This is a genomic window from Prauserella marina, from assembly GCF_002240355.1.
GTDB lineage: Bacteria > Actinomycetota > Actinomycetes > Mycobacteriales > Pseudonocardiaceae > Prauserella_A > Prauserella_A marina.
In genome coordinates this window covers 2,895,314-2,914,208 of the sequence record NZ_CP016353.1, presented here as the reverse complement: position 1 = coordinate 2,914,208, position 18,895 = coordinate 2,895,314, and the positions used below count along the sequence as shown (strand labels likewise).

Below are 18,895 nucleotides of genomic sequence, written 5' to 3'. Positions count from 1 at the left end.
TCGCCTCCGGTCACCATTCCGCGAACGATCCGTCGTCGTGCCGCCACACCGGCGGCCGCCACCTGTGCCCCGCGCGGTCGGCCTCGCGCACGGCGTTCTCGTCGATGTCGACCCCGAGTCCCGGAGCTTCCCAGCGGCGGATCGCGCCGCCGGGGAAGGCGAACGGAGCCCGGTCGAGTACGTAGTCGAGCAGTTCGGCTCCGGTGTTGTAGTGGATGCCGATGCTCTGTTCCTGGATCAGGAAGTTCGGTGTCGCGAACGCGACCTGAAGGCTCGCCGCGAGCGCGAGCGGGCCGAGCGGGCAATGCGGGGCCAGCAGCGCGTCGAAGGTCTCCGCGAGCGCGCCGATGCGGCGCACCTCGGAGATGCCGCCCGCGTGCGAGAGGTCCGGTTGCGCGACCGCGATCCCCGCCTGCAGCGCGGGAAGGAAGTCGGTGCGCGAGTAGAGCCGTTCACCACAGGCGACCGGAACAGGGCTCACGGAAACCACGTCGCAGAGCCGGTGCGTGTACTCGGGCAGCACGGGTTCCTCGACGAACAGCGGATGCAGCGGGGCGAGTTCGGGGATCACCCTGCGCGCGGCGGCCACCCCGAACCGGCCGTGGAAATCGACGGCGACGTCCCGCTCGTCACCGAGAACGTCGCGCACGGCGGCGAGCCTGGCGACCACACCGTCGACCTCGTGCTTGCCAGGCAGCCTGCCGATCCTGCCGGCGGCGTTCATCTTCACGGCGGTGAGCCCCGAGGCCACCTGCTCGGCGGCGGCCTCGGCGACGGCCGACGGTTCGTCACCGCCGATCCAGCCGTAGACACGAACCTCGTCCCGTACCGCGCCGCCGAGCAACTGGTGCACGGGCGCCCCGAGCGACTTGCCGAGAATGTCCCACAGCGCCTGGTCGAGTCCGGCGACGGCGCTGGAGAGCACCGGGCCGCCCCGGTAGAACACGGCCTTGGTCATCAGCTGCCACAGGTCCTCGACGCGCAGGGGATCCTTGCCGAGCAACAGATCTGACAGTTCGCCGACGGCGGCACGGACGGTCTCGGCCCTTCCCTCGACGACCGGCTCGCCCCAGCCGACGATGCCCTCGTCGGTGGCGATCTTGCAGAACAGCCACCTCGGCGGCACCAGGAACGTCTCTACGGAGGTGATCTTCACTCGCTGTGCGTCTCTCTCTCGTCGGGCTCGTCGATGACACCGGCGACGTCCTGGGCCGCCTTGTCCAGCAACGCGGTCACGGCGGCCGAGGCGGCGTCGGGGTCGCGCAGCCGGATCGCGTCGACCACCACGGCGTGACTCGGCACGGGATCGTCGGCGCTGTGCGTGTGCACGAGCACGTCGCGCAACCGCAGCGCGGGTTCGATGAACACGTCCATCCTGGCAAGCATCTCGTTGTGGGTGGCCCGCAGCAGCGCGCGGTGCCAGCGCAGGTCGGCCGCGACCTCGGCGGCGGCGCCCGCGCCGACTGCCTCGACCATCTCGGCCAGCGCCGCCTCCAGTTCGGCGAGATCACGGTCGTCGCGCCGCAGCGCGGCCATGGCCGCGGCGGCCGGTTCCACGACGGCACGCACCTCGGCCAGGTCGTGCAGCACGGCAGCGGTGTCGCCCGCGTCGCTGCGCCAGCGGATCACGTCGGCGTCAAGCAGATTCCAGTGTTCACGGGCCCGCACGTAGGTGCCGCGTTTCTGCCGTGCCTCCACCAATCCCTTGGCCGCCAGTACCTTGATGGCCTCACGCAACGCGGTCATGCTGACGTCCAGATCCTGCCCGAGCGCGGCGAGGTCGATCACGTCGCTCTCCGCGATCTCCCCCGACACGATGCGCGCGCCGAGCGTCGACACCGTCTGCCCGTGCACGCCCCGGCCGCTGTAGGCACTCATGAACCGCTCCTCCCCGACTGCCCTGTCGTCATGACGACGACTTGTGGACGCTCCAGCCACCGTCAACGGTCAGTGCCGCGCCTGTCACGAAGGACGCGTCGGCACCGGCCAGGAACGCGATGGCCGAGGCGACCTCTTCCGGTCGTCCCAACCTTTTCACGGCGGTCTCCTCCGCACTGCGCCGTCGCTCCTCGGCGCCGATGTCGTCCCAGGCCGAGGTGAGCACGGGTCCCGGCAGCACCGAGTTCACCCGCAACACGGTGCCGTACTCGACGGCCAGCTGGCGGGCCAGACCGGTGAGCGCGGCCTTCGTCGCGGCGTAGGCGGGCCTGCCCGGCAGCCCGAACCGCGCGTGCACCGACGAGGTGAGCACAACGGATCCGTTGCCGTCACGGGAAAGGTCAGGAAGGCACGCCCGGAAACCGAGGAACGTGCCGGTGAGGTTCACCGAAAGCTGCCGTTCCCACGAGGCGAGGCTCGTCTCGTGGGCGGGAAGCACATCGACGGTGTAGGCGTTGCTGACCAGGACGTCCACCCTGCCGAGTTCGCCGTGGCAGTGGCGCAGCGCCTCGGCCCAGTCCGCCTCAGCGCTGACGTCGCAGCGCACCGCGATCGCCGTGCCGCCTTCCGCGGCGATCTCTCCGGCCACCTCGTGCGCGTCCTCGCCGATGTCGAGCAGTGCGACGGCGGCACCATCGGCGGCGAACCGCCGGGCGGTCGCGGCACCGATCCCCCTCGCCGCGCCCGTGACGACGGCGACCTTGCCAGCCAGTCCCGTACTCATCGCCCTTCCTCCCGTACCGTCGCGGCGAGAACTTGTTCCCCTGTGCCATCGATCAGTTCCAGTTCCGGCACCCCGGTCACCGGAATGTCTAGCAGCACCGTTTCTCCCGCGCGTACCCCGATCTCACGCGGGCCTGCCGTGAGCACACCGTCCCGGTAGGCGACGAACTCACCGGTCAGCCTGCCGTACCGGATCGTGGCGGGCCGGGTCCAGTGCCCGGCCCTCGTGACGTCGTGCACCATCGCGGTGCCCGGTGTGACGGCGCAATCCAGCCGCAGTGTGGTCGACTCGCCCGGCTGGAGTGTGGTCAGTGGCCCGAGCACCTCGCATTCCACGATCCGCGCGGGAGGATCGAGGTCGCCCAGTTCCGCGAGCGGCGCCGGAAGCGGGCACTCCAGCCACACCTCGGCCCGTGACCCCTGGTCCGGGTACTCCGCCCCGGCGTCGACGGTGAAGAACTGGGTGAGGGTCGCGCCCGCGCCCATATGGGCCAGCCATCCGGTGGCGGAGGGAAACCCGAGTTTGCCGACGACGTCCTGGTGCGGAACGAGCACCCGGTCGCCCGGAAGCTCCGTCCAGTCGGGGAATCCGGTTCCGGACAGCAACCTGGTCACCCGCGGCGGACCCGCCACCATTGTTCCGCCTGAACCTTCGGCCGCGAGTTGGGTGACGTTCCACAGTGCCCAGCGCACGGGTCGCGCGCTCGTGTTGTGCGCGGTGATCTCCAGCCGGTACCCACAGTGGTGCGCGCGCAGGATGAACCGGCGGGTCAGCCGCAGTCCGGTACGCGGATCGTCGCCGCTTCGCAGGGTGACCGCCGCGGCGGCGGTGTCGTGTTCGACCGTTGCGGCGTAGCGCCCCGAATCGAGCACGGGGTCGGGCGGCCCAGCCCACTGGCCCGCGCCGTCCCAGCCCTGCGGTGCGGGCCAGGTCTTGTCGCCACCGTAGTTGACCCAGTCGCCGAGATTTCCGGCGTGCGGTTCCGGTTCGTGCCCGTTCCTGGGTGTCAGGTCGTCGGTGAGAAGGTCGTCGTTACGCCACAACAGTTCCCTTCCGTCCTGATCGGACAGTAGCCGCAGCGAAAGCAGTCTTCCGCCGAGCGAGGGAACCAGGCCGAGCCGCAGGATGCCGTTGTCCAGCCACAGCACCTCCGGCCCTTCCTGACGTTCGACGCGCGGTACGCCGGTCACGACAGTGACTCCGAGGGAAGCAAGACCACCTTTCCCGCGCTGGCACCGGCCGCGAGCCGGTAGGCGGCGTCCGCCTCCGCGAGCGGGAAGCGGTCGCTGACCACGCCCTCGGGCCGCAGGCCCCAGCGCGCCAGGTTGGTGGCCAGTGTGGTCATCGCGGTCAGCGACGTCACCCACGACGCGTAGAGGGTCAGTTGCTTGTGCAGCAAGGCATCCGACACCTCGGTTTCCAGCGTGCCACCTTCGCCGACGAGCGAGACCCTGCCCCATTCGGCGGCACCCGCGATGGCGGTGGACCGGCCCGCGCGCGAACCGGAGCAGTCGATGGTGGTGGCCGCGCCCCGCGCGCCGAGCGCGTCGGCGACGAGCCCCGCCGTGGCCTCCGCGTCGCCTGCCGGCGCCACCGTCGCGTCGAACACCCCGAGCGAGCCTGCCCATTCCCGGCGCCGCGGCGAGACCTCGACGCCGATCACCTTGCGGGCTCCCATACCCTTGCCGATCATGGCCGCGGCAAGTCCCACCGGGCCGAGTCCGACGACCAGCAGGTCACCGTCGCCGTTCACGCCGATCCGCCGCAATCCTTCGTAGGCGGTACCGAACCCACACGCGATGAGCGCGCCATCCACATAGGACAATCGGTCAGGGAGAGGGACACACGTCGATTCCTCGGCCAGCAGGTACCTGGCGTGCCCGCCGTCGCGCTGCCAGCCGTAGGACTGCCGCCGCGGCGACGTACAGCTGATGAAGTACCCGCCACGGCAGTTGTCACACAGACCGCAGCCCGCGATGTGGTAGACGATCACCCTGTCGTCCACCCCGAAGCGGGTGCAGCCGTTGCCGGCGGCGACGATCCGGCCGGACGGTTCGTGCCCCGAGACCACTCCCTGGTACGCGGCGCCTTCGACGCCACGGTGTCCTTTGTGCTCGTGGTAGATGTAGCCGATGTCGGAACCGCAGATCCCCGATGCGCCGACCTCGACGAGCACCTGTCCCGGCCCTGGCTCCGGCACCGGCAGCTCCCGCAGCACGGCGGTCGAGTCACCTGGCAGGTACACCCCCCGCATGACCGTCTCCTCTCGCATCAGGTCTCCCTCGTGGCGCGAGCCCGCTTGGTGATCACGACGTTCACCAGCACCGCCACCACGATGATCACGCCCCGCACGACGTTTTGCAGGAACGAGTTCACCCCGAGCAGGACGAGCCCATTGCTGATCACGGTGATGAACGCGACGCCGAGCAGCGTGCCGAGCAGCGTGCCGCGACCACCGGCGAGCGCGGTGCCGCCGATGACCACCGCGGCGATGACGTCGAACTCAAGGCCGGAGGCCGCGCCACCGTTGCCTGATCCCAGCCGCGCGGCCAGCAGTACGCCGGTGATGGCCGAAAGCAGGCCGGTGGTCGCGAACAGCAGGACCCGCACCCTGGAAAGGTTGATCCCGGCCATGCGCGCGGCGGGCGCGTTGCCGCCGACGGCGTAGACCGAGCGGCCGTACCCGGTGTAGCGGGCGACGTAGGCGAAGACGAAGAACAGCACCACCATGACGATCGCGGGAGTGGGGATGCCGAGGACGCTGCCTCCGAGCACGTCGAAAAGCCCGCTCTCCGGAAGCACGACGGGAAGCGCGTCGGTCAGGTAGAGCCCGAGCCCGCCCAGCGCGCTCCAGATGCCCAGCGTCGCGATGAAGGAGGGAACCTCGAAGCGGGCCCGCAGCCATCCGGCGAGCGCGCCCCACGCCGCCCCCGCGGCGAGGGTGACCAGCACCGAGAGGCCGATGCCGAGCCCCCATTCCGCGGCGCCCTTGGCGACCAGCACCGACGCGAACGCCACGGCGGGGCCGATGCTGATGTCGATCTCGCCCGCGATGATCACCAGCGTGACGCCCCACGCGGCGATACCGACGGTCGCGGCGTCGCGCAGCATGCCGAGCTGGTTGTCCAGGCTGAGGAAACCCGCCGCCGTGCTGCCGAGCACCACGTAGAGCACCACGATCGCCGCGATCAGGCCGATCTCGTTGAGCGAGCGCCCCGCGAGGAACCTGCCGCCGCCGCGGCCACGCTGCTCCGGCTTCGTCTGGGTAACGGTCATTGTCGTTCCTGTCGTCTCTTGCGTTTGTCAGGCCGCCATCGCGGCGGAGAGCACGGAATCGGTGGTCACCTCTGGCCCGGTGAGCTCGTCGGCGACGCGGCCCTCCCGCAGGGCCAGCACCCGATCGCACACCAGCGGCAGTTCCTCCAGTTCGCCGGAGACGAACACGATCCCGGCTCCGGTGTCGGCGAGTTCCCGCACCAGCCGGTAGATCTCCGCCTTGGCCTGTACGTCGACACCACGGGTCGGTTCGTCGAGCAGCAATATCCGGCTGCCCGCGTGCAGCCAGCGGCCGATCACGGCCTTCTGCTGGTTGCCACCGCTGAGGTTCACGATGGGAGTGCGCGTGGACGCGGTGGCGATCGAGAGCCGGGAGATCAGCTTCCCCGCGGCGCGCCGCACCTTGCCGGGCAGCACCGTCGGTCCCGAGCTGACACTGTCGAATTTGGACAGAACGAGGTTCTCGTCGACGCCGAGCAGCGGAACGACACCCTCGTCCTTGCGGTCTTCCGGCGTCATGCCCACACCGAGCCGTTTCATCGTGGCGGCGCTCGGATGCGCGACGCGCTTGCCCGCGACGCTGATCTCGCCGTTGGCCGCCGGGGTGAATCCCGCGAGCGCCCTCAGCACCTCCGTGCGGCCGGAACCCATCAGCCCGCCGAGGCCGAGGACCTCGCCGGGATAGAGATCGAAGGACACGTCGAGCGCCTTGGGCGGAACGGCCAGCCCGCGCACTGACAGCAGAGGAGTGACCGTGCGATCGACGGCGCGCTCCGGCGGGCGTTCGGCCGCCCTCGCGGCGTCGCCGAGCATCAGCGACACGATGCTCGCCGTGTCCGCCTCCGCGACGTCCACGGTGTCCACGACCCGCCCGTCGCGCATGATGGTGGCGCTGTGGGCGATCCGGCGGATCTCCTCAAGCCGGTGGCTGACGTAGAGCACGGCGACACCGGCCGAGGCGATGCGGGTGACGGTGTCGAGCACGACGTCGACCTCCGCGGCGGCCAGCGCGCTCGTGGGCTCGTCGAGGATGAGCAGGGTGGGTTGTTCGCGTACGGCGCGGCAGATCTCCACGAGCTGCCTTGTCGCCAGCGACAGTGAGCCGACCGGGGCTTCCGGATCGATGTCGAGACCGAGCCGGTCGAACACCTCGGCCGCGCCGGCGCGCATCGCGGCGTAGTCGATGGTGCCGCCCCGCCGGGGCCAGCGGCCGAGGTAGAGGTTTTCCGCGACGCTCAGCTCGCCGACAAGGCTCAGTTCCTGGTGCACCGTGTTGATGCCGAGCTCGGCCGCTCTGCGGACTCCGCCGCCCGCCAGTTTTTCTCCAGCCACCACGACACTTCCGGTGTCTGGACGCTCCACTCCGGACAGTACCCTGATCAGCGTCGACTTTCCCGCACCGTTGCGGCCGAGCAGTGCGCGGACCTCGCCCCGCCGGATGGTCAGGCTCGCGTCGGTGAGCGCGCGCACGCCGGGATAGTGCTTGGTGACGCCGTCGACCACGATGACGGCCGGTTCGCCGGACACGGCTTCTCCTTCACTGGCTGGCGTTCGGTCTTGACGGTGCGCGGTGCTCACGGAACACCGTCCGGATGCGCGCGCAGCCAGTCCTCGGCCTGCTGGGAAGTCGCGTAGAGGTCGACCGGCGCGGGAACGACCGTGTACTCGGTCAGTTCGCCGGAGCGCACCTGGTCGGCCGCTTTCGCCGCGAGCTTGCCCACCTCGATGCCGGAGATGTCGACGACCCCCTTGAGCACGTCGCCGGCGGCGAGCGCCTGCGCGGCCTCCGTGGACATGTCGCTACCGAAGACCACGGTCTGGCCGACCTTGTTCCTGGCCTGCACGGCGCGGACGGCGCCCATCGTGGCGCCACCGGCCTCGCCGTAGAAGGCGTCGATGTCGGGGTGGGCGGTGAGGATGCGCTCGGCGACGTCCACCGCCTCGTCGATGGTCGCGCCCTCCTGGTTGGCCACGATCGTCGCGCCGGGCAGCTTCTCGTTCAGCGCCTGCTCGAAGCCTTCCCTGCGGTCGATGCAGACCTCGACGAACTCGCAGTTCACGACGGCGATCTTCGGGTTCTGGTTGCCGACGGACTGGAAGTACTCCGCGGCCCGCTCACCGAGCAGTCCGCCGAACCGGTGCGGATCGCCGAGCACATAGGCGGAGACGTACTGACGCGCCTTTTCCTCGGCGATGCAGGTGTTGTAACAGATGACCGGGATTCCGGAGGAATGCGCGAGTTCGATCGCGGGCACCGACGCGGTCGCCGAGGCCGGCGACAGGATCAGGGCGTCCACCTTGGCGGCGCTGACCTGGTCGATGAAGGTGCTTTCCTTCGAGGCGTCGCCCTGCGCGTTGAGCTGGAGCAGTTGCGGTGACCGGCCGAGCGAATCGGCTTCCTGCTGCATGCCGACCCTGACACCGGCGTAGAAGCCCTGCGCGTCCATGTAGACGACGCCGAACCGGCCGTTCTCACCGACCTTGCCGCTACACCCCGCGACCAGTCCGAGCAGTACGACCGCCAGCAGCGCCAGGCCCGCCCGGCCACGACGCCCCATTGCGCCCATCAGTTCTCTCCTCGTCGATCCACTGTCCGATCCGCTGACCCCGTGCGCGCACCGGGTCCGTGGTGGCTGTCAGTCTCGCCCGCGCACCTCAGCTCGTCAATATTAATTATTAATTAATGAGTACTGGATCGATCGAGGCGACCTGCCAGCGAGTCCACCGGGGGTACGGAGTCGCTTCGCGGATCTCGGCTGTCGCGTGGATGCTTGAGCCGCCGGGAGTGCGGGTATTCGGGATACGACCTGCTCTGCCGGACGGTTGAAGGGGGCACGCGCGCGCGGTGTTGGCGCAACAGTGGCCGCTCGGCTGGTCAATCGCGGTGTTCGTGTTCGCCGCGCTGCTGACGGTGTTGTGCAGCGTCCGGCTGGCCTCACTGGGCGACACGCTGGCCGACCGGACAGGCTGGGGCGAAGCGCTCTTCGGTGCCGTGTTCTTCGGGCTCGCCACCTCGCTGTCCGGCATCGTCATGACGGGTGTCAGTGCCGCCGAGAACCAACCCGAACTGGCCTACGGCAACGCTGTCGGTGGCATCGCCGCCCAGACATTGGCCATCGTGGTCGCTGACGCCGCCTACCGGCACGTGAATCTCGAACACGCGGCTGCCTCGCCCGGTAATCTCTTCTTCGGCTGCTTGCTGATCGTGCTTCTGAGCATCGCGTTGCTCGCGTCGTTCAGCCCGGAGGTCACCATCGCCGGCGTGCACCCCGCCTCGGGTGTCATGATCGTCTTCTATCTGGGCGGGCTGCATCTGATCCGCGGCCAACGGTCACCGTTGTGGCGCCCCGTCACCACGACCGAGACCCAGCCGGACGAGCCGGACGAGGACGGCCACCTGAACCAGCGCCGTACCCGCACGTTGTGGATGGAGTTCATCGCCATCGCGAGCGTCGTGGTGATCGGCGGCTGGGCCGTCGCCCACGCCGCCGACAGCCTGGTCTCGGCAACCGGGCTGAGCACGGGCATGGTCGGCGCGGTGTTCATGGGCCTGATCAACGCGCTACCCGAAACCGTCACCGCGATCGCGGCCGTCCGCCGCGGCGCCGTGACACTTGCGGTGGCCGCCATCATCGGCGGAAACAGCCTCGACGCGCTCAACCTCGTCATCGGCGACATCTTCTACGCGGGCGGTTCCCTATTCCACGCCGCGAGCACGGACCAGCTTTTCCTCACCACCTCGGCCTTGCTCATGACGGCGGTCCTGCTCGGCGGCCTGCTCGTCCGCCAGCGCAAGGGTTGGTGGCGGCTGGGATTCGACGGCGTCGTGCTGATCGGCATCTACCTGGCCACGGTCGCCACCCTCGCCGTCTGACCAGCAACCGCGCCACACCCGGGAATCCACTATGGACTGGTGAATTCACTCAGGGGTCGATGTCTCGTCACCAGCACGGCGGCGCGGCTCGTCGGAATCGGCGGTCGCGGCGGCTCGTGCCGCGCGGTTCATCAGATAGGTGATCGTCAGCCGGTGCACCGGATCACAGACGGTCCACAGTATCTTCGCCCGGCGGCGTTCGAAGCGCACGAAGGTGGCGTGGACGACGCGGGGTCCCTGGACATCGACCACGAGATGGGTGGTGAAGGCCGTCCCGTCGATGCCGAGCGTCGCCCGGCCAGGACTGGCGGACAGAATCTCCCAGCCGAAGACGAGGTCCGGATCCGACCGCGGACCGGGACGCAGGCGCAGCACGCCGAGCCATCCGGCGAGCATGAACCAGCGCAGCGGACGCGGCGCGCCTTCGAAAACGGCTCGCGCCCACTGCACCGCCGTACGATCGTCACCGTCGGCGGCCGTGAGTTCGCAGGCCCAGGTGTAGTCCGGGTCGGCAACGGTGTCAGCGGCGCGGATGCGTCCGGGAATCTCCACCCGATGCGCCCGTACCACCGGTCGGCGCTGCGTCATCGGGCAACGGTACTAAGCGCCGGCGCCGGATGGCTTGAACGTTGCGGCTGCCCATCGGTCGTCGGCCGCCAGCTCCATGCGGGTGACCGCGGACGGGCTGACCCCGAACGTCTCCCTGCAGACACGGCTGAAATGGGCCAGGTCACTGAACCCGGCGGCGACAGCGGCCTCGGTGAGTGTGTCCACCTCCGCCAGGGCACGGGCGGCGTGACGCAGCCGGAGCCAGAGCACGAAGCGACGAAACGGGAGGCCCACCTCCGCGGAGAACACATGCGTGAGCCGGGACTCGGAGAGGTGGGCAGCCCGCGCCGCTTCGCGCAGGCTGGGCCGCCTCCGGCCAACCAGCGCGTGATCGAGGTAGTCCACCGCGGCGGCAACGGGTGGCGACAGTGGACGGCCGGCCTCCCCGCCCGGTGAGAGCCCGGCGATCCGCAACAGGCGATCAGTGAACACCGGGATCAGCTCCGGTCGCTCGGGCGGTGTCCCGCTGGGTACGGCGAGCTCGCGGTCGGCGAGTTCGGCCGCACGCCTGGCGATTCCGTCGCCCGCCGGACCGGACGGCTCGATCAGCACGAGTGCGACGTGCCTGCCGCTGGTATCGACCGAGTGCCGCGCTCCGCTGGGAATCACCGCGGCACGCGGACGGCTTGTCCGGCCCTCGACATCGAGTTCAAAGCAGCCGTCGTAGGACACGACCAGCTGAACCGCGTGGTGGCGATGGACGTCGGCGGGCCCGCCCGATCCCACGTAGGTCAGCCTGCCCGGGCTCCACGACAACCGGCCATCCCAGTGCCCGATCGCGAGGTTTCCACTCATATCGCCGTATTATCGCCCGCGATCCCGATGGAAGCGGGACCGACGTCACGTCACCGTGGCAACTCCGCCCTCACGCCTGAAGCAGGTATCGAACGGCGAGGCCGACGATCATGCCGCCACCGAACACGACGAGGACACCACCGGCGAGCTTGGTGAGCCACGGCAGGACACGCCCCATCCTGGCGAGCGCGCGTTTCGATCCGAGCGCGACGGCGACGACGACGTCCCAGGCCAAGACGACGGTGAACATCCAGACGCCGTAGAGCACCCGTTCCAGCGGCGCGGCAGCGGATACGGCGGCGGCGAGACTGACGTAGAACAGCGCGTTCTTTGGGTTGAGCAGCCCGGACGCGATACCGAGTCCGCAGTTCCTCAGCCACGTCGTCGGCTCTGTGTTCAGGTCGTGCCCGAGGTCGATCCGTGTTTTCGAGCGGAGGAACGCGACTCCGGCGAAGACCAGAAATCCGCCGCCCGCCAGTTGGATCGTGGCGAGCAGCACCGGGTGCGAGATGAGCGAGACGCCGGAGAACGCGGCGACGATGAAGATGCCGTTCGCCGCCGCGATACCCGAACACACCCCGGTGGCGCCACGCCATCCGCCGGTCATCGCCGTGCGGGCGATGAGGAAGAAATCGACGCCAGGAATCAGCAGAGCCACGAAGTGCGCGACCGCGATGGCGACGAACTGCTCCATCTCACCCCTCGATGCTTGACAACGAACCTGTCAAGCATCGGAAGCCTGCCGCGCCGGGTCTTGTACGTTCTTGCGGTCAGCCTCGATAGACACCCGGTGACGCGGCGACATGGGCCCGGAAGACGCGGTGGAAGTGGCTCTGGTCGGTGAAGCCCAGCGCGTGGGCGGTCTCGGCGATGGGTCTGCCCTCCCGCAGCAGCCGCCGCGCCGTGACGACCCGCGCGTTCTGCCGCCAGGCCAGCGGGGGCAGCCCGGTGGCGCGCCGCATCGCGCGGATCAGCTGGTAGGTGCTCAAACCGACCGACTCGGCCAGCTCGGCCAGCGCCGGGTTCGACTCCTCGAAGCGCAGCCGGTGCAGCACAGGGCGCAGCAGGGCGAGCAACTCGGGGTCGGTGGCGACGGCGACGAGGTGCACGGGTGAGGCGGCGGCGAACTCCCGGAAGAGGGCCGCGACCCTCCGCTCAAGCGGAGGGTCGCGGCCCTCTTCACCGAAAATCGCATCGTTCAGAGCGCCGACCCTGTGACGCAGTCCAGGCTGGCGCAGCACCCGGATCCCGGTGAACAGGTGGGCGGCTTCCCGCCTCGGTGCGAGTGAAGCCGCCCAGCCCTGATCCAGGTGCGTCATCTGGTAGAGCCACCGGCCCTCGCCGGGGTTGCAGGCGTGGACGCAACCGGAGGGGATGACCACGACATCACCGACCTCCAGACCTATCGGGCCGTCGAGCTGACCGGTCAGCACAGACGTTCCCTCTTCGATCACGCCGATCGAAAACGCGTCGTGAGCATGTGGCCGGTAACAGGGCCTTTCCTGGCATGACCGCCGTGCCTCCAGACCAGGCACCGAGGTACTGCGCCAGAACTCCGTCACGCGGCCTCCCGCTACTCGCTCGCCGTGCCGTGCCGTGCCAGGCTACGCGGTGGCGCGGCCCGAGCCGTCGGCCTGCCGGGCCGGTGGATCGCGGCAACGCATTCCTGCCACCGCCCCAATTCCATTGAGGACAGTCCAGATGCGAACGCGGGCCGTTGCTCGGCGAGGTGCCCGCCTGAGCACCGCTGAGATACCGTTCGGACATGCGCGTGAGCGAGGCACGCCGACCGCACGAAAGGGCTCCATGACCAAGATCTTCAACGACCCTGCCGACTTCGCGGGCGACATGCTCTCCGGGTTCGCGCGCGCGTTCCCCGGGTTCGTGCAGCGCGTGCCTGGCGGGGTCGTCAGGGCGACGCAGGCGGCACCGGGCAAGGTCGCGGTGGTGACCGGCGGCGGCAGCGGGCACTACCCCGCGTTCGCGGGCTGGGTGGGTACCGGTCTGGCCGACGCCGCCGTGGTCGGCGACGTGTTCTCCTCGCCGTCGACGCAACAGGTGGTCGCCGTCGCGACGGCGGCCGACGCGGGCGCGGGCGTGGTGCTGAGCTACGGCAACTACGCGGGCGACGTGCTGAACTTCGAGGCCGCGCGCGCCCAGCTCACGGAGTCGGGCATCCCGGTGCGCTCCGTCGTGGTGAGCGACGACCTCGCGAGCGCGCCCCGCGACGAGCGGTCCCTTCGCCGTGGCACGGCGGGTGATCTGGTGGTCGTGAAGATCGCAGGGGCCGCCGCCGAGGCCGGATACGACCTTGAGGGCGTTGTCAGGGTCGCCGAGCGCACCAACGCCGGGACGGTGTCGCTTGGCGTCGCGTTCGAGGGGCCGACACCGCCCGGCTCCCCCGGCCCGCTGTTCACCATGAACGAAGGCCGGATGGGCGTCGGTCTCGGTATCCACGGCGAGCCGGGGGTGTCGGAGGAGCCACTGCTCGGCGCGCGCGAGCTGGCCGGGTTGCTGACCGGGCGGGTCCTCGCCGAGCGCCCCGAGAGCGCGCGCAGGGCGACCGTGCTGCTCAACGGCATGGGCGCCACCAAGTACGAGGAACTGTTCGTGCTGTGGAACGAGGTCGTTCCCGCGCTTGAGGCCGAGGGCGTCGAGATCGTCGAGCCCGAGGTCGGCGAGCTGATCACGAGCCTCGACATGGCCGGACTTTCGCTTACGATCACCTGGCTCGACGACGAACTGGAGGCGTTGTGGGGCGCACCGGCGCAGAGCCCCGCCTACCGCAAGGGACCAGCCGAGGCCGCTCCGCTCACGCCGAGGCCAGTGCCCGAGATCGTCGAGCGTGCGATCCCGGAGTCGAGCGAGGCTTCGCGACACGTGGCGAAGCTCGTGCACGCGGCGTTCGAGACCGCGGCGAACGCGCTCGCCGAGGCCGAGCCGGAGCTGGGCGAACTCGACTCGGTCGCCGGTAACGGCGACCACGGCCGCGTGATGGCGAGGGGTGCCCGCGCGGCGGCCACGGCCGCGGGCAGGGCCGTCGAGGCAGGCGCCGGCACGGCGACGACGCTGCTGTTCGCCGCCGACGCGTGGAGCGACAGGGCAGGCGGTTCCTCCGGTGCGCTCTGGGGCGCGGGCCTGCGGGCTGCCGCGCGGGTTCTCGCCGACACCGATCCGCCGCCGAACGCGGTGCAGGCCGCGTGCCGCTCCGCGCTCGACGCCGTGACCACCTACGGCAACGCCCGCGTCGGCGACAAGACCGTCGTGGACGCGTTCCTGCCGTTCACCGAGAGCCTGGAGGCCGACCTCGCCGCCGAACTGCCGCTCGGCCCGGCGTGGGTCAACGCGTCGGCCGTCGCGGCGCGGGCCGCCGAGGCGACCGCGTCGCTGAGTCCCCGGCTCGGCAGGGCCCGCCCGCTCGCCGCGCGCAGCCTCGGCCACCGCGACCCCGGTGCGGTGTCGTTCGCCGTCGTGGTCACGGCCATCGCGGAGCACGTCGCATGAACACCGCGCGCAGGGCCACGGTGCTGCGGGCCGCTGAGCTGTACTACGCCGAGCACTTCACGATGGAGGCGATCGCCAAGGAGCTGGGCTGTTCGCGCGCGACCGTGTCGCGCCTGGTCGGTGAGGCCCGCGGCGCCGGGCTCGTGGAGATCACCGTGCACCGCGAGGGCAGGGCGGCGAGCACGCTGGAGCGGCTGATCGCCGAGCGCTACGGCGTGGAGGCCACCGTCGTCTCGCCACCGGAGCGGGCGACCGAGGGCGAACGGCTGCTGCACGTAGCGACGCGGGCGGCGGCGAAACTGCGCTCGACGCTGTCGGCCGACACCACGATCGCCGTCACCTGGGGCATCACCATCGCCACACTCGCCCGCAACCTCACGCCCGGCGTCGTGCCAGGGCTACAGGTGGTGCAGATGAGCGGGTCGGGCAACACGTTCTCCTCCGGCGCCGAGTACGCCTCTGGCGTGTTCGACCGTTTCGGCGCCGTGCTCGGCGCCCGCGTGCACCACTTCCCCGTCCCCGCGTTCTTCGACTCCGCCGCCACGAAGGCCGCGTTGTGGGCCGAACACAGCGTCCAGCGCATCGTTCGCCTGCAACAGCGGGCCGACGTCGCGCTGTTCTCCCTCGGCGCGCTCGGCGGCGGCATTCCGGGACACCTCTACCGCGCCGGCTACCTCGACCGCGACGACCTGCGCTCGCTCACCGAGCAGGGCGTGGTCGGCGAGCTCGGCACGGTGTTCCTGCACGCCACCGGGTCGAGCACCGGCCTCACGGTGAACGAGCGCTCCAGCGGCCTGCCGATCGAGACGCTGCGCCGCATCCCTCGCCGCCTGTGCGTCGCGCTCGGTGAGGCCAAGGCCCCCGTGCTGCGGGCCGCGCTCCTGGCCGGGGCGGTCACCGAGCTGATCGTCGACACGTCGGCCGCCGAACCCCTCGTCGACTGAACGCATTCTCACCCGGTGCCACTTCTGGATCGAGAATGCTGATCATCTGCGCCGAATAGCCGCAACTCCGTTCACGCCCTCTGGGCCGTTTCGGTCACGCGTGCTTAGCATCGCCGCAATCTTCAGCCCTTGTCAGGAGTGTCGACGTGGACGCCACCCAGCAGCCCTCAGTTGAGCGCTCGGCGATCAGAAAAGTCGCCGTGCGGCTCGTGCCCTTCGTGGCACTCATGTTCTTCATCAACTACCTCGACCGGACCGCGATCTCGTTCGCGGGCCCGAACGGGATGAACGACGACCTCGGTCTCACCGCGGCGCAGTTCGGTTTCGCATCCGGCGTGTTCTTCGTCGGCTACATCCTGCTCGAAGTGCCGAGCAACATCGCGCTGCACCGCTTCGGCGCCCGCAAGTGGCTGGCCCGGATCATGGTGTCGTGGGGCATCGTCTCGCTGCTGTTCACCTGGGTGGACAGCGTCGGCGGGCTCTATGTGCTGCGCCTGTTGCTCGGCATCGCCGAGGCCGGGTTCTTCCCCGGCGCGATCCTGTTCCTCTCGCTGTGGGTGCCGGCCCGGCACCGCAGCAAGATCCTCGCGCTGTTCTACATCGCGCAGCCGCTCACCACGGTCATCGGCGCTCCGCTGGCCGGAGTGCTCATCGAGCAGCACGGGGTGTTCGGCCTTGAGGGCTGGCGCTTCATGTTCCTGTGTGTCTCGGTGCCCGCGATCGTGGTCGGCATCGCGGCCTGGTTCTATCTCAGCGACCGCCCCGCCGACGCGAAGTGGCTCACCCAGGCCGAAAAGGACTGGCTCACCGCCGAACTGGAAGGTGAGGCCAAGACCAAGACCGGTGGCGGCTCCGGCAAGGGCGGCGTGCTGGCCGCGATGCGCAGTGGTCGCGTGTGGACACTCGCGCTCATCTACTTCGGCTTCATCTACGGCCTCTACGCGCTCGCCTTCTTCCTCCCCGACATCATCAGCGGCTTCGAGGAGAACTTCGGCACCACGTTCACGGTGCTGGAGGAGGGCCTCATCACGGCGATCCCGTATGTGCCTGCCGCGATCGTGCTCTACCTGTGGTCTCGCGACGCGACCCGGCGCGGCCTGCGGACCTGGCACATCGCCCTTCCCGCTGTCGTCGGCGGGGTGAGCGTGCCGATCGCGCTGTTCATGGGCTCGCCGGCGGCGACGATCGTGGTCATCACCATCACGGCGTGCGCGATCTTCGCGGCACTGCCCAACTTCTGGACCGTGCCTGCCCAGTTCCTGACCGGCGCCGCCGCGGCCGTCGGCATCGCACTGATCAACACCTTCGGCAACCTGGCCGGTTTCGCCGCGGGGTACGTGACCGGATTCCTCAACGACGCCACGGGTTCCTACGCCGTGCCGATGTTCGTCGTCGGCGGGCTGATGGTGCTCTCTGCCGTGCTGATGGTCGCGCTCGCCAAGCGGGGCCGCATCCAGACCGGCGACCACGACGAGAAAGCGGTGACCAAGGCATGACCCGACTGTTCAACGACCCTGCCGAGTTCGCCGACGAGGTGCTCGACGGCTTCGTCGCCGCTCATCAGCGCTGGGTCCGCCGGGTAAGGGGCGGGGTGGTCCGCAACAGCGCGAAGACACCGGGCCAGGTCGCCGTTCTGGTCGGCGGCGGCTCAGGCCACTACCCCGCGTTCACCGGTCTGGTCGGGCAGGGCCTGGCCCACGGCTCGGTGCCAGGCAACATCTTCGCCTCGCCCTCCGCCCAGCAGGCGTGCTCCGTCGCCAAGGCCGCCGAGAGCGGCGGCGGGGTGCTGTTGTTGTTCGGCAACTACGCGGGCGATGTGCTCCACTTCGGACACGCGGCGGAGATCCTGACGCGGCAGGGCATTCCCGCGAAGGCGTTCGCGGTCACCGACGACGTGTCGAGCGCGAACGCCGACGAGGCCGCCAAACGGCGCGGCGTCGCGGGTGGTCTCACCGTGTTCAAAGCGGCGGCCGCCGCGGCAGAGGCCGGACTGAGCCTTGAGGAGGTCTATCGCGTCGCCGAGCGCGCCAACGCGCGCACCCGCTCGCTCGGTGTCGCGTTCTCCGGCTGCACACTGCCCGGCGCCGACGCGCCGCTGTTCACGGTCCCCGAGGGGAAGATGGCCGTCGGCATGGGCATCCATGGCGAACCCGGCATCCAGGAGGCCGATGTCCCCAGCGCCGACGGGCTCGCCGAACTGTTCGTGAGCACACTGCTCACCGACCTGCCCTCCGACATCACCGACGTGCGCGGGCAGCGGGCAGCGGTGATCCTCAACGGGCTCGGCACCGTGAAGCACGAGGAGCTGTTCGTCGTTTACCGGCGCGTGGCACGACTGCTCGCCGAGGCGGGCGTCGAGGTGGTGGAGCCCGAGGTCGGCGAGTTCGTCACGAGCTTCGACCTCGCGGGAGCCTCGCTCACCCTGTCCTGGCTGGACGAGGAACTAGAGCGGTACTGGACCGCTCCAGCCGACGCGCCCGCGTTCCGCAAGGGCTCGCTCACCCCGGCTCCGCCTGCCCCGGAAGACCTCGCCGAAGGCTCGGTCGAACAGACCGTGCGCGAGGCGAGCGAGCAATCGCGTGCGGCGGCGGGCGTGGTACTCGCCGCGCTGGAAGCCGCGCGCGAGGTGATCGACGGCAACGCCGACGAGCTGGGCCGGATCGACGCGGTCGCCGGTGACGGCGACCACGGCATCGGCATGCAGCGCGGCGCGGTCGCCGCCGTCGATGCCGCGCGGGAGGCGCTGGAGCGCGGCGCCGGTGCGGGCACGCTGCTCGCGCTCGCGGGCGACGCCTGGGCCGACAAGGCGGGCGGCACGTCCGGCGCCCTGTGGGGCCTGCTGCTGCACGGTATCGCGAACACGTTGGGAGACAACGAAAAACCCACCGCCGAGACCGTGAGCCAGGGAGTCGCGGCCGGACTGGAGAGCGTGCTCAGGGTCGGCGGCGCGAAGGTCGGCGACAAGACGATGGTCGACGTGCTCGTGCCCTTCGCCGAGACGCTCGCGGCGGGAACGGCCGAGTCGAACCGACTCGCCGAGGCATGGGGGCGCGCGGCCGAGCGGGCCGAGGCCGCGGCCAGGGCGACCGCGGACCTGGTGCCGAGGATCGGCAGGGCCAGGCCGCTCGCCGACAAGAGCGTGGGAACACCCGATGCGGGCGCGGTGTCGCTGGCGCTCATCGCCGGTGTGGTGCACGGCGTGCTCGACGAAAGGAAAGGTGTGTGATGGCC

At 70.1% G+C, this 18,895-nt stretch carries 17 protein-coding genes; 5 read left to right on the top strand and 12 right to left on the bottom strand.

Going from position 1 to position 18,895, the window contains the following annotated elements; genetic code table 11:
* Positions 1–10 precede the first annotated feature (10 nt).
* The 8 genes from dgoD to BAY61_RS13545 are packed head-to-tail and all read right to left on the bottom strand — an operon-like array spanning position 11 to position 8,505.
* The gene (gene dgoD, locus BAY61_RS13580; RefSeq protein WP_091797827.1) at positions 11–1,156 is read right to left on the bottom strand and encodes a galactonate dehydratase; all 1,146 of its coding nucleotides are present in this window, start codon (positions 1,154–1,156) and stop codon (positions 11–13) included.
* Positions 1,153–1,878, bottom strand: coding sequence for a FadR/GntR family transcriptional regulator (locus BAY61_RS13575; RefSeq protein ID WP_091797824.1), 726 nt, complete (start codon positions 1,876–1,878; stop codon positions 1,153–1,155). The genes dgoD and BAY61_RS13575 overlap by 4 nt, the downstream gene beginning before the upstream one ends.
* 28 nt (positions 1,879–1,906) lie before the next feature.
* Positions 1,907–2,662, bottom strand: coding sequence for an SDR family NAD(P)-dependent oxidoreductase (locus BAY61_RS13570; protein WP_091797821.1), 756 nt, complete (start codon positions 2,660–2,662; stop codon positions 1,907–1,909).
* Positions 2,659–3,852 carry a DUF4380 domain-containing protein gene (locus BAY61_RS13565; RefSeq protein ID WP_091797818.1) on the bottom strand — a complete coding sequence of 398 codons (1,194 nt, stop codon included), beginning with the start codon at positions 3,850–3,852 and terminating at the stop codon, positions 2,659–2,661. Before BAY61_RS13565 ends, BAY61_RS13570 begins: the two co-directional genes overlap by 4 nt.
* Positions 3,849–4,934 (bottom strand): zinc-dependent alcohol dehydrogenase family protein, encoded by a 1,086-nt coding sequence (locus BAY61_RS13560; protein ID WP_091797815.1) that lies wholly within the window; start codon positions 4,932–4,934, stop codon positions 3,849–3,851. Before BAY61_RS13560 ends, BAY61_RS13565 begins: the two co-directional genes overlap by 4 nt.
* Positions 4,934–5,938: an ABC transporter permease gene (locus tag BAY61_RS13555; protein WP_091797812.1), complete on the bottom strand. Its 1,005-nt coding sequence runs from the start codon at positions 5,936–5,938 to the stop codon at positions 4,934–4,936. Before BAY61_RS13555 ends, BAY61_RS13560 begins: the two co-directional genes overlap by 1 nt.
* 27 nt (positions 5,939–5,965) lie before the next feature.
* Positions 5,966–7,465: a sugar ABC transporter ATP-binding protein gene (locus BAY61_RS13550; RefSeq protein WP_091797809.1), complete on the bottom strand. Its 1,500-nt coding sequence runs from the start codon at positions 7,463–7,465 to the stop codon at positions 5,966–5,968.
* A gap of 47 nt (positions 7,466–7,512) precedes the next feature.
* Entirely contained in the window at positions 7,513–8,505 is a 993-nt protein-coding gene (locus BAY61_RS13545; RefSeq protein ID WP_211323432.1) for a substrate-binding domain-containing protein, read from the bottom strand.
* 278 nt (positions 8,506–8,783) lie between these two features.
* Here BAY61_RS13545 and BAY61_RS13540 point away from each other — a divergent pair, with 278 nt between their 5' ends.
* Entirely contained in the window at positions 8,784–9,812 is a 1,029-nt protein-coding gene (locus BAY61_RS13540; RefSeq protein ID WP_091797803.1) for a sodium:calcium antiporter, read from the top strand.
* Between the two features lie 45 nt (positions 9,813–9,857).
* Here BAY61_RS13540 and BAY61_RS13535 read toward each other — a convergent pair whose 3' ends face one another.
* The 4 genes from BAY61_RS13535 to BAY61_RS13520 all read right to left on the bottom strand — a co-directional run bounded on the left by BAY61_RS13535 (position 9,858) and on the right by BAY61_RS13520 (position 12,778).
* Entirely contained in the window at positions 9,858–10,400 is a 543-nt protein-coding gene (locus BAY61_RS13535) for a DUF2867 domain-containing protein (protein WP_110057647.1), read from the bottom strand.
* A gap of 12 nt (positions 10,401–10,412) precedes the next feature.
* Complete coding sequence (locus BAY61_RS13530) at positions 10,413–11,216, bottom strand: helix-turn-helix transcriptional regulator (RefSeq protein WP_091797798.1); 804 nt, start codon at positions 11,214–11,216, stop codon at positions 10,413–10,415.
* 70 nt (positions 11,217–11,286) lie between these two features.
* Positions 11,287–11,910 (bottom strand): LysE family translocator, encoded by a 624-nt coding sequence (locus tag BAY61_RS13525; RefSeq protein ID WP_091797796.1) that lies wholly within the window; start codon positions 11,908–11,910, stop codon positions 11,287–11,289.
* 76 nt (positions 11,911–11,986) lie between these two features.
* Positions 11,987–12,778 carry a helix-turn-helix transcriptional regulator gene (locus tag BAY61_RS13520; protein WP_091797793.1) on the bottom strand — a complete coding sequence of 264 codons (792 nt, stop codon included), beginning with the start codon at positions 12,776–12,778 and terminating at the stop codon, positions 11,987–11,989.
* Between the two features lie 244 nt (positions 12,779–13,022).
* Here BAY61_RS13520 and BAY61_RS13515 point away from each other — a divergent pair, with 244 nt between their 5' ends.
* The 4 genes from BAY61_RS13515 to BAY61_RS13500 all read left to right on the top strand — a co-directional run bounded on the left by BAY61_RS13515 (position 13,023) and on the right by BAY61_RS13500 (position 18,890).
* On the top strand, positions 13,023–14,720 hold the full coding sequence (locus BAY61_RS13515; RefSeq protein WP_091797790.1) for a dihydroxyacetone kinase family protein: 1,698 nt from the start codon (positions 13,023–13,025) through the stop codon (positions 14,718–14,720).
* Positions 14,717–15,664 carry a sugar-binding transcriptional regulator gene (locus BAY61_RS13510; RefSeq protein ID WP_091797787.1) on the top strand — a complete coding sequence of 316 codons (948 nt, stop codon included), beginning with the start codon at positions 14,717–14,719 and terminating at the stop codon, positions 15,662–15,664. Before BAY61_RS13515 ends, BAY61_RS13510 begins: the two co-directional genes overlap by 4 nt.
* Positions 15,665–15,810: 146 nt before the next feature.
* Positions 15,811–17,160, top strand: coding sequence for an MFS transporter (locus BAY61_RS13505; protein ID WP_091797784.1), 1,350 nt, complete (start codon positions 15,811–15,813; stop codon positions 17,158–17,160).
* Entirely contained in the window at positions 17,157–18,890 is a 1,734-nt protein-coding gene (locus BAY61_RS13500) for a dihydroxyacetone kinase family protein (protein ID WP_091797781.1), read from the top strand. Before BAY61_RS13505 ends, BAY61_RS13500 begins: the two co-directional genes overlap by 4 nt.
* The last annotated feature ends 5 nt before the right edge of the window (positions 18,891–18,895 follow it).